7 protein-coding genes are annotated in these 9384 nt (G+C 53.2%); 3 read left to right on the top strand and 4 right to left on the bottom strand.

Translation table 11 applies throughout. The features are described 5' to 3' along the window. Window positions 1-181 precede the first annotated feature (181 nt). A complete protein-coding gene (gene tgt / locus AC0QHF_RS15485; protein ID WP_324705126.1) occupies window positions 182-1348 on the bottom strand; it encodes a tRNA guanosine(34) transglycosylase Tgt in 1167 nt (388 codons plus the stop codon). Between the two features lie 101 nt (window positions 1349-1449). Beyond that, a complete protein-coding gene (locus AC0QHF_RS15480; protein WP_324705125.1) occupies window positions 1450-1899 on the bottom strand; it encodes a hypothetical protein in 450 nt (149 codons plus the stop codon). A gap of 757 nt (window positions 1900-2656) precedes the next feature. Here AC0QHF_RS15480 and cobS point away from each other — a divergent pair. Next, a complete protein-coding gene (gene cobS, locus AC0QHF_RS15475; protein WP_324705124.1) occupies window positions 2657-3463 on the top strand; it encodes an adenosylcobinamide-GDP ribazoletransferase in 807 nt (268 codons plus the stop codon). Between the two features lie 95 nt (window positions 3464-3558). On the opposite strand, the gene AC0QHF_RS15470 is transcribed toward cobS, so the two are convergent. After that, window positions 3559-4062 carry a 2TM domain-containing protein gene (locus tag AC0QHF_RS15470; RefSeq protein WP_375341434.1) on the bottom strand — a complete coding sequence of 168 codons (504 nt, stop codon included), beginning with the start codon at window positions 4060-4062 and terminating at the stop codon, window positions 3559-3561. A gap of 266 nt (window positions 4063-4328) precedes the next feature. Between AC0QHF_RS15470 and AC0QHF_RS15465 the strand changes: the two genes are divergently transcribed. Continuing rightward, window positions 4329-5456 (top strand): AAA family ATPase, encoded by a 1128-nt coding sequence (locus AC0QHF_RS15465; protein ID WP_324705122.1) that lies wholly within the window; start codon window positions 4329-4331, stop codon window positions 5454-5456. A 12-nt stretch (window positions 5457-5468) separates the two neighbouring features. Here AC0QHF_RS15465 and AC0QHF_RS15460 read toward each other — a convergent pair whose 3' ends face one another. Further along, window positions 5469-7037, bottom strand: coding sequence for a PQQ-binding-like beta-propeller repeat protein (locus tag AC0QHF_RS15460; RefSeq protein WP_324705121.1), 1569 nt, complete (start codon window positions 7035-7037; stop codon window positions 5469-5471). A gap of 198 nt (window positions 7038-7235) precedes the next feature. On the opposite strand from AC0QHF_RS15460, the gene AC0QHF_RS15455 reads away from it, so the two are divergent. After that, window positions 7236-9296 carry a thioredoxin domain-containing protein gene (locus AC0QHF_RS15455; RefSeq protein WP_324705120.1) on the top strand — a complete coding sequence of 687 codons (2061 nt, stop codon included), beginning with the start codon at window positions 7236-7238 and terminating at the stop codon, window positions 9294-9296. Window positions 9297-9384: the final 88 nt, after the last annotated feature.

Raw genomic sequence — 9384 nt, 5'->3', positions numbered from 1 at the left:
CAAGCTAATAGCTCAAATCATCTAAAGATGATTGGGGAGGTTGTACGAATCTGATATAAGATGTCGCCTCTGCCTCCTCTGCCTCCTCTGCCTCCTCTGCTTACCGAAGCCTCCTCTGCTTACCGAAGCTTCCTGGAGCTCCCTCTGCTTACCGAAGCTTCCTGGAGCCCCCACACCTTGCTTAATCATTCTTAATATTGTCGGCGATCGCGGCTGTTTCCTCACCCTCCGATGCCTGGGGGGCGGGAGCCAGCCAACCGGCAAACTCGGCGGGGAAGCGATCGCCCAAAATCGCCTCCCGGATGCGGGTGGTGAATCGGACCAGTTCGGTGACGTTGTGGATGCTCAACAGGGTGTAGGCGAGGATTTCCTGGGCCCGCACCAGGTGGCCGATGTAGGCTCGGGTGAAATTTCGGCAGGCGTAGCAGGGACAAGTGTCGTCGAGGGGGGCGAAATCTTCTCGAAATTGGGCGTTTTTCAAATTCCAGCGTTCCCCGGCTACCAGGGCGGCGCCGTGGCGGGCGAGGCGGGTGGGAATCACGCAGTCGAACAAGTCCACCCCCGCCGCGATCGCCTGGGCCATTTCCCGGTAGGTCCCCACCCCCATCAAATAGCGGGGTTTGTGTTCCGGCAAAATGGGCGTCGTCGCCCGAACGACTTTATCCATAAGGGTTGTGGGTTCCCCGACGCTGACGCCGCCGATCGCATAACCGGGCAGGTCCAACTCGACTAATTTCCGGGCGGCGTCCTGTCGCAGGTCGGGATAGACCCCCCCCTGCACGATCGCGAATAAAGCCTGATCCGTCCGCCGGTGGGCTTCGATGCAGCGTTTCAGCCACCGGTAGGTGCGATCGGTGGCGGCGATGACTTCTTCCCGGGTGGCGGGGTAGGGCGGACATTCATCGAAGGCCATGATCACGTCGGCGCCCAATTCGTTTTGAATCTGGATGGAGCGTTCCGGGGACAGTTCGATGATGGCGCCGTCGTGGGGCGATCGGAAGGTGACGCCGGCTTCCGCCACTGTCCGCATTTCGCTGAGGCTGAAGACCTGGAAGCCCCCGGAATCCGTGAGCATCGGCCCGTCCCAGCCCATGAAGCGGTGCAGGCCCCCCGCGGCCGCCACGATTTTCTCCCCCGGTTGCAGGTGCAGGTGATAGGTATTCGAGAGTACCATGTGGGCGCCCGTATCTTTCAGTTGGGCCGGGGTCAGGGTTTTGACATTCGCCAACGTCCCCACCGGCATGAAGCGGGGGGTTTCCACCGGGCCGTGGGGAGTCTCAAAAACCCCGGCTCGGGCTCGGGTTTGGGTGCAGCGGGCCTGGATTTGAAATGAGAAGGGTTGCGACATTTGGGGCTGATTGGACAACAAAGCCGGGGAAACCGGGGAGGAGGGAAATCGCGGTCTGGAGATGCCGCGATCGCCTGCCGACGGCCGATCTCCCATTCCGTTCAGAAGGGGCAGTCGTCGTCATCCATTTGGGTATCCCAGTTTGTCGATAGTACCTGATCCATGACCGCATCCAAAGCCGCCGCGTTCAAATTTCGCGCCGCCTGCTCTTGCAGGGGGTTCGACAGCGGAATCAACCGCAGCAGGCGTCCGTCCTGGACCAGATCGAAATAGCTTTCGTCTTCCGAGGATTGTTTCAACTCCAGACAGTCGAAACTGTGCACGTTCAAATAAATGGCGTGATTGGCGATGAGGGTGGCCTGCTTCGGGTCGGCAAACACCTCCAGAACGTAACCTTCTCCCTGACGTTTAACCTGTCCGTCCTGGATATGAATGTAACGGACTCGACCCAGATCGACAAGCAATCGTCGCATATCGCACTTGTTGACGATGATGCCGGAATCGATTATGCACGGAGCAGACACCCTGTAATTTAGCTGGTCATAACTCATGGAGTAATAGCCTCTGAAATATGATAGGTTCCCCTAAACAAAAAAATGAGAGCATTAGACGCGCTGCAAACGACGCGCCGGTTGATGATTCGCCACAACTTTCTCAAGGAGCGAAGATTCCCGATTCCGGACATTTAAAAAGTTGGAATACGGGACAGATCGTTCGGATGAGCCGACGAGAATCGCTCCACCAGACCCCGATGTACGGTTCAAAATGCCTCTCAACAATCGGACAAAGCGAAAAGTGATCTTTGTTTTTTCTTCCACTCTTTGATGATCTCGCCGTCAGACCCACTTTGCTGCCGACAAATCAATTTGCCTTCAGGGGATGTTAAGCCCTGGTCTGAACGGATCTTCGAGTTGTGTGGATTTGTCCTAATTATACACGGCGGTTCAAGTCGTTTCACTTGCCGCTTCACCCCGGCCGAAAGACTTGAGGTGAGAAACTCCCGGATGATTTTCGGGTTGGAGATGCCGATACTAGGTGAACTGAGTTCGCCACAATTGTAGCAAAACTAAAACGCCGGGGGGCGATCGATCCGAGTTCAGATTCGATGAGACTCGCCCTTTCGGGAACTGAGCCGATCAATTCGGAGCCGGGATGGGATTGACGGATCATGGCGAGTTGATGCCGTCAGACCGGAGAAATCATCTAACTGCGACCCGGCCCGATATCAGATCCGGGCGGGTTTTCATTTCAATTCTGGCATAACCTAGAAAATATTTATAGATCTCGCCGACATTTAATTTTGGTTTTATGAGTCTTGACAAACCGCTTCGATCGCTCCGCCAATTTGCCGAACGTCAGGGGGCGGCACTCGCTGCCGCCGTCGCATTCTACACCTGTTTGCCGATCCCCGTCTCTTGGTCCCTGGAATTTCGGGGCATCGCCCGACTGGCTCCGGTGCTGGGGTTGGCGATTGGGGGATTGTTGGGATTGGCTGACACGGGTTTGCAGTTGCTCGGGTGTCCGGTATTGACGCGATCGGCCCTGGTGGTGGCGGGATGGGTCGGAATTACCGGGGGGCTGCACCTGGACGGGGCGATGGATACGGCCGACGGGTTGGCGGTGACGGACCCGCAGCGGCGGTTGGAGGTGATGGCGGACAGCGTGACGGGGGCTTTTGGGGCGATCGCGGCGGTGGTGATTTTGCTGCTGAAAACGGCGGCTTTGGCGGACCTCGATCGCTCCCGATGGCTGATTTTGATGGGGGTAGCTGCTTGGGGACGCTGGGGACAGTTGGTGGCGATCGCCCGCTACCCCTACCTGAAAGCCGTGGGAAAGGGCGCCTTCCACAAGGATTCCACCTATTCCCCCTTCGACTTGCTGCCGGCGGTGCTGCTGCTGGCGGGGTTGAGTGGCTTGGAAATTTGGCTGCACCCAGACCGCTGGCTGGTGGCGGTGGGGTTGATGCTCGGCGGCAGTGCGATCGCTATTCTGACCGGAACCTGGCTCAATTATCGCCTGGGGGGACATACGGGAGACACCTACGGCGCCGTCGTGGAGTGGACTGAGGCTCTGCTGTTGTGCCTGGTGGTGGCGTTGGAAGGGAATAATAATTAACAATTAATTATCCGACTCCCGACTCCCGATTCCCGACTCCCTAAAAAAAAGGGTGGGATTTTGTTTGATCCCACCCGCCCGAAATTCTGCAATTCTTAAGATTGCATTCCTTTGAGGACGCGATCGGCGATCGTGCCTAGGGAACTGCCGAGTTGTTTTTTCAGCCGCCACCGGCTGAAGGCTTTCTCGTAGGCGTCTCCCTCGGTTTGGAAGGTCCGCCACCCCTGCAGCGTCAGTCCGAGTCCCCACAATAGGGCGATGGTGAGGGCGAAGGCGACGCCTTGGGTGGTGACGAGATTGAGCACCAGCAAGAAGGAGTTGACGATCGCATATTTGATCAAATCTTGACGGAATTTTTGGCGACGTTGTTGGTCGAACATCTGTTTTTCCGTCAACTCTACCTTGCGACTCTGCCACTCCAGTTCTGCGGCCCGCAAATCTTCCGGGCTGATGCCCAATTCCATCGCCATTTCCGCCAACTGGTCCCGGGTCAGTTCTCCGCTTTCCTCGCGGCGGGCCATCGCGATTTGCAGGATTTGCTGGGCGTCTTCCTGTTGCAGGGGGGCGGGGGCGAGGTTGGTCTCCAAACTATTTTCCATAGTTGAGTATCCCATAAACATTTTCTCATACTGCGATCGTACCGGGTTTTGGCTAGATTGGGTAAGTGAGGCCGAGATCGGATTTTACGACTGGTGTTGACTCCTCCCGGCGACAGGTATAATTTTACAGTCCGTCGGCGATCGCTTCCGAGTTGGACGAGGGTCGATTGAGAGATTGAAAGCATCGGGGAACGACCCGCTCTGTTCGTCCCTCCCCATTCTAGACGACGGCGACATTTAAAATTCGGAACATTCCCAATCATGCCATGATTATCTCTCATATTATTCTCAAGAATTGGCGAAACTTTCGGTTGGTAGATGTGGATTTGCGCGATCGCATTTTTGTGGTGGGTCCTAATGCCTGCGGCAAATCTAACTTTCTGGATGCCTTCAGATTTTTGCGAGATCTGGCAAAACCGGGAGGAGGATTGCAGAAAGCGGTGAGCGATCGGGGCGGAGTCTCGAAAATTCGCAGCCTTTCCGCCCGTCAAAATCCCAATGTCGAAATCGAAATTCACCTGTCAGAATCGAATGGTGAATCGCCGATCTGGAAATATTCGTTGGGTGTCAAAATCAAAAAAGGTGGAAAAAATCAACCCGTTATTTCCCACGAAACGGTTTGGCGGAAAGGTGAGACAATTTTAGACCGTCCCAATTCTGACGACTTGCAAGACGAATTGAGACTGACTCAAACCTATCTGGAGCAAATTAATTCTAATGCGGAATTTAGAGAAATATCGAATTTTTTTGAATCGATTTTATATTTGCATCTGATTCCTCAATTGGTGCGTCATCCGGAAGCTTTTGCCATGCCCGGTCTGTCCGAAGATCCCTTTGGCAGGACTTTTTTAGAAAGGGTCGCAAAAACCCCTGAAAAAACCAGAAAATCGCGACTCAGAAAAATTGAAGATGCTTTGAGATTTGCCGTCCCGCAGTTAAAAAACCTCACCGATACAAAAGACGAGATGGGCGTTCCCCACCTGGAGGCGATTTACGAACATTGGCGACCGAATGCGGGGAAACAGCGGGAAGACCAATTTTCGGACGGGACATTGCGGTTGATTGGTTTGTTGTGGTCTTTATTGGAATCTGATTCACTGTTATTATTAGAAGAACCGGAACTCTCCCTAAATGCGGCGATCGTCAGCAAGCTACCCGCCCTAATTCATCGCCTACAGAAACCCAAAAAACGACAAGTTATTTTGAGTACCCACAGTGCGGATTTACTGTCAGATCGAGGTATTGGTGGCGAAGAAGTGCTGTTGATGATACCCACGCCGGAAGGAACCGAAGTCAAACTGGTTTCAAGGATTGAAGACATCAAAATTCTCTTGGAAGGCGGTTTGAGCATCGCCGACGCGACACTGCCTCACACCGTCCCTTCCGGTATTTAATTCTAGCATGATTTAATTCAAAGTATACAACCACCCATCCCGGCTGCAGATGATGATGTTTCCATCCCAGACGACGGGGGTAGACTCGAAGGAAATCCCCGGTTTGAAACGGCCGATCGCTTCCAGGTTAAGGCGATAGTAATCTCCGAGGGAATTGGCGATCGCGTCTGATTCTCCCGCTGCGGTTTTTTCCCAGTTCAACTGAAATAAATAAACGCCGTTATATCCGGCTGTCACCAGTTTGTAACCGTCGGTAAAAATGGGGGTGGAAATAGATGCCCCGATCTTCTGTTTGGCGAGGACGACGGGGGTATGATAAGAGCCTTTTCCTAAGGGCCCTGAGACGCGATCGCCCGTGGTTTTCTCCTGGGAACCGACGTACAAATAACCGTCGATCGCATGGGTGGCAAATAGGGGCGGAAAATTGTCTGGATTGTATTCATCGTTGATAGAAACCGAACCGATAATTCCCCCTTGCCAGCTTCCAACTTTGGCGTTTCCGGTGGGTAAAAACCATTCCACACTTTCGGCGGGTGGCTTGTCCGGATTGAGTTTGATCGCCCCGCCGCGGCCGGGGATGTACTGTTTTTCAATGGCACAAAAAAGATGACCCGATCGCGAAACGGCGACAGTTCCATCCAAGTCCGAACCGGTGAAGAAATCCCAACTTATTTTTCGGGTATTGATATCGATGCCGTAAATATGTCCAGAACCGGCCGCAACGAACAGGCGATCGCCGAGTCTTGCTGGAGAAGATTCGCAGACCAAATTACCTCCGTGGCGGGCGCGATCGCTCTTTTCATACAACTGCACTTCCGAGATAATTTTAGGTTGCAAAAATCCCGATTTTTTCTGAGATTGAGTAACCGCAGAATCGAGAAAATAGCCGATGCCATTTTCTCCGGCATTGAAAATCATACCATTTTCTAAATACAAAGCGGAACTGTCATTGTCCCGGCTGTAACTGAGGGTTTTGCGAATATCCAATTTCCACAATTCTTTCCCGGTTCGGAATGAAATTGCCCGGAAACTGGGGGCGAGTCCGCCTTTGGGCCGTCCCGTCCGACTGCCCTGCAAAATCACGATGCGGTTGTCTTCGTCGGCGGTTTCATCGATGTAGACACTAGAAGATCCTTTAATAACGTCATCAAATTTGTATTTCCAGACTTCTTCATTGGTTTCAAAATCAATTTTTCTCAGATGGTAATCGTAGGAACCGATAATCAAGTAAGTCCGTCCGCGATCGCGGGTAATTGTCGGCTGTCCCGTCCACCCCGCCCCGCTCCAAACTTTGCGGGTTTTCCCCACATAAGTCACCCCCGTTCCGAGAGGGAATTTTTGGGCGACATTCAACCCCGTCGGTACGCCCCACCCGTAATATCGACGCTGGGGATTGCCCAAATAAGTCGGGATCAATAATTCCGTTTCCGGATCTAAATTTTTGAAGAAAGTTTTGACCGTTTCGTGAACTTTTTCTTCCGATACATCAACTTTCAAAAAACTCGACAACGCCGAGGGCAGAAATGCACCGATTAAAAAATGGTGAGAATATCGATTGAACTGTCGCCGAGATAATGACATTGGGGCTATATAGTTTCAAGTTAGCGATATTAATTAAATCACGAAGAGCCCCCTTCGCGTCAATTCATCAGGTAGCACAGGCATCCTGCCTGTGAAATTATAGAGAGATTAACAAGCCAGAAGCCTGTTCTACTCGGGTGACGTTATACTGGAGAACGTGAAAAACGGACTCAGTTCGAGTAATTATCAGGTATTGTTATGGCCAATCGTCTCGCCCAGTCCCAAAGCCTCTACCTTCGCAAACACGCGGATAACCCCATCGACTGGTGGCCGTGGTGTGAGGAAGCCCTGGAGAAAGCGAAACGGGAGGATAAGCCGATTTTCCTTTCGATTGGCTATTCGAGTTGCCACTGGTGCACGGTGATGGAGGGGGAGGCTTTTTCCGAACCGGCGATCGCGGACTACATGAACGCCAATTTCGTCCCCATCAAAGTCGATCGCGAAGAACGCCCGGAAGTCGATAGCATTTATATGCAGGCGTTGCAGATGATGACGGGCCAGGGGGGATGGCCGCTGAACGTCTTTCTCTCCCCCGACGATCGCATCCCGTTTTACGGCGGAACCTATTTTCCCGTGGAACCCCGCTACGGACGCCCCGGTTTTTTGGACTTGTTGAAAGCGATCCGGGATTTTTACGATCGCGAAAAAAATAAACTCGAAACGGTGAAAGGCGAAATCATCACCCAACTGCAACAGTCCGCCGTTTTACCGAGTTCCGAATTGAGCGAAGATCTCCTCAAAAAAGGATTGGAGATCAATACCGGAATTATCGGCCGCAACAACTTCGGCGGCCCCCGATTTCCAATGATTCCCTACGCGGACATGGCGTTGCGGGGGACGCGGTTTCAATTCGAGTCCGAATCCGACGCAAAGGAAGCCTGCATTCGCCGGGGAAAAGATTTGGCGACGGGAGGAATTTACGACCACGTTGCCGGGGGATTTCACCGCTACACTGTCGATCCGACTTGGACGGTTCCCCACTTTGAAAAAATGCTCTACGATAACGGGCAAATCGTGGAATTTTTGTCGGATTTGTGGCGATCTGGCCTACAAGAACCCGCCTTTGAACGGGCGATCGCCGGGACGGTTTCCTGGTTGAAGCGGGAGATGAGGGCGCCGGAGGGCTATTTTTACGCCGCCCAAGATGCTGATAGTTTTATCACTCCCGAGGATAAGGAACCGGAAGAGGGGGCGTTTTACGTCTGGACGCACAAGGAGTTGGAAACGTTTTTGACGGCGGAAGAATTGGGAGAATTGCAAGCCCAGTTTACCATCACAAAATCCGGCAATTTTGAGGGTAAAAATGTCCTGCAACGGTGGAATTGCGATCGCCTCGGCGACACCTTGGAATCGGCCCTGGCGAAACTGTTCGCCGTCCGCTACGGTGCCCCGCCGGAGGAGGTGAAAACCTTCCCCCCCGCCCGCAATAACCAAGAAGCCAAGGAAACGGATTGGCCCGGTCGCATCCCCGCCGTCACCGATACGAAAATGATCGCCGCGTGGAACAGTTTGATGATTTCCGGGTTGGCGAAGGCGGCGACCGTTTTCGATAATTCCGAGTATTTGGAATTGGCAGCGACCGCCGCCCGGTTTATTTTGGATTGCCAGTGGGTGGGCGATCGCTTTCACCGGGTCAACTACGACGGCGAACCGGCGGTTTTGGCACAGTCGGAGGATTACGCCCTGTTTATCAAAGCCCTGATCGACCTGCATCAAGCCAGTTTTGAAAATCCGGAATTGGCGGAATTTTGGCTGGAAAATGCGGTCAAAGTTCAGCGTGAATTTGACGAGTATCTCTGGAGTGTGGAAATGGGCGGCTATTTCAACACGGCGGCGGACGTGGGGGAAACCCTACTCGTCCGGGAACGGAGTTACATGGACAATGCCACGCCCTCGGCAAACGGGATTGCGATCGCCAATTTGGTGCGGTTATTCTTATTAAAAGAAGAGCTCGCCTATTTGGATCGGGCGGAAGCGGGTTTGAAAGCCTTCGCCAGCATCATGGAAAAGGCACCCCAAGCCGGCCCGAGTCTGTTTGTGGCGTTGGACTGGTATCGTAATAATACCTTGGTTCGCGCAAAAGCGGCGGAAATTGCCAAGTTAAATCGCCAGTATTTGCCGGTGGCTATTCTCAAAATTGATGGCAATTTGCCGGAAAATGCCGTGGCTTTGGTCTGCCAGGGTTTGAAGTGTAAAAAACCCGCCAGTTCCGAGGCGGAAATGTTGGAACAGTTGCGGGAAAGTTTGACCCGGGCGTAAACTGGTTTTTGGAGATCCCCCCCAGCCCCCCTTAATAAGGGGGGAGAATTGATTCAAAGTCTCCCTTCTTAAGGGAGATAATGGTGGA

It is taken from the genome of Lyngbya sp. CCY1209, from assembly GCF_055795065.1.
The sequence above is the reverse complement of the archived record's forward strand: the minus strand, read 5'-3'. Positions and strand labels throughout refer to the sequence as shown.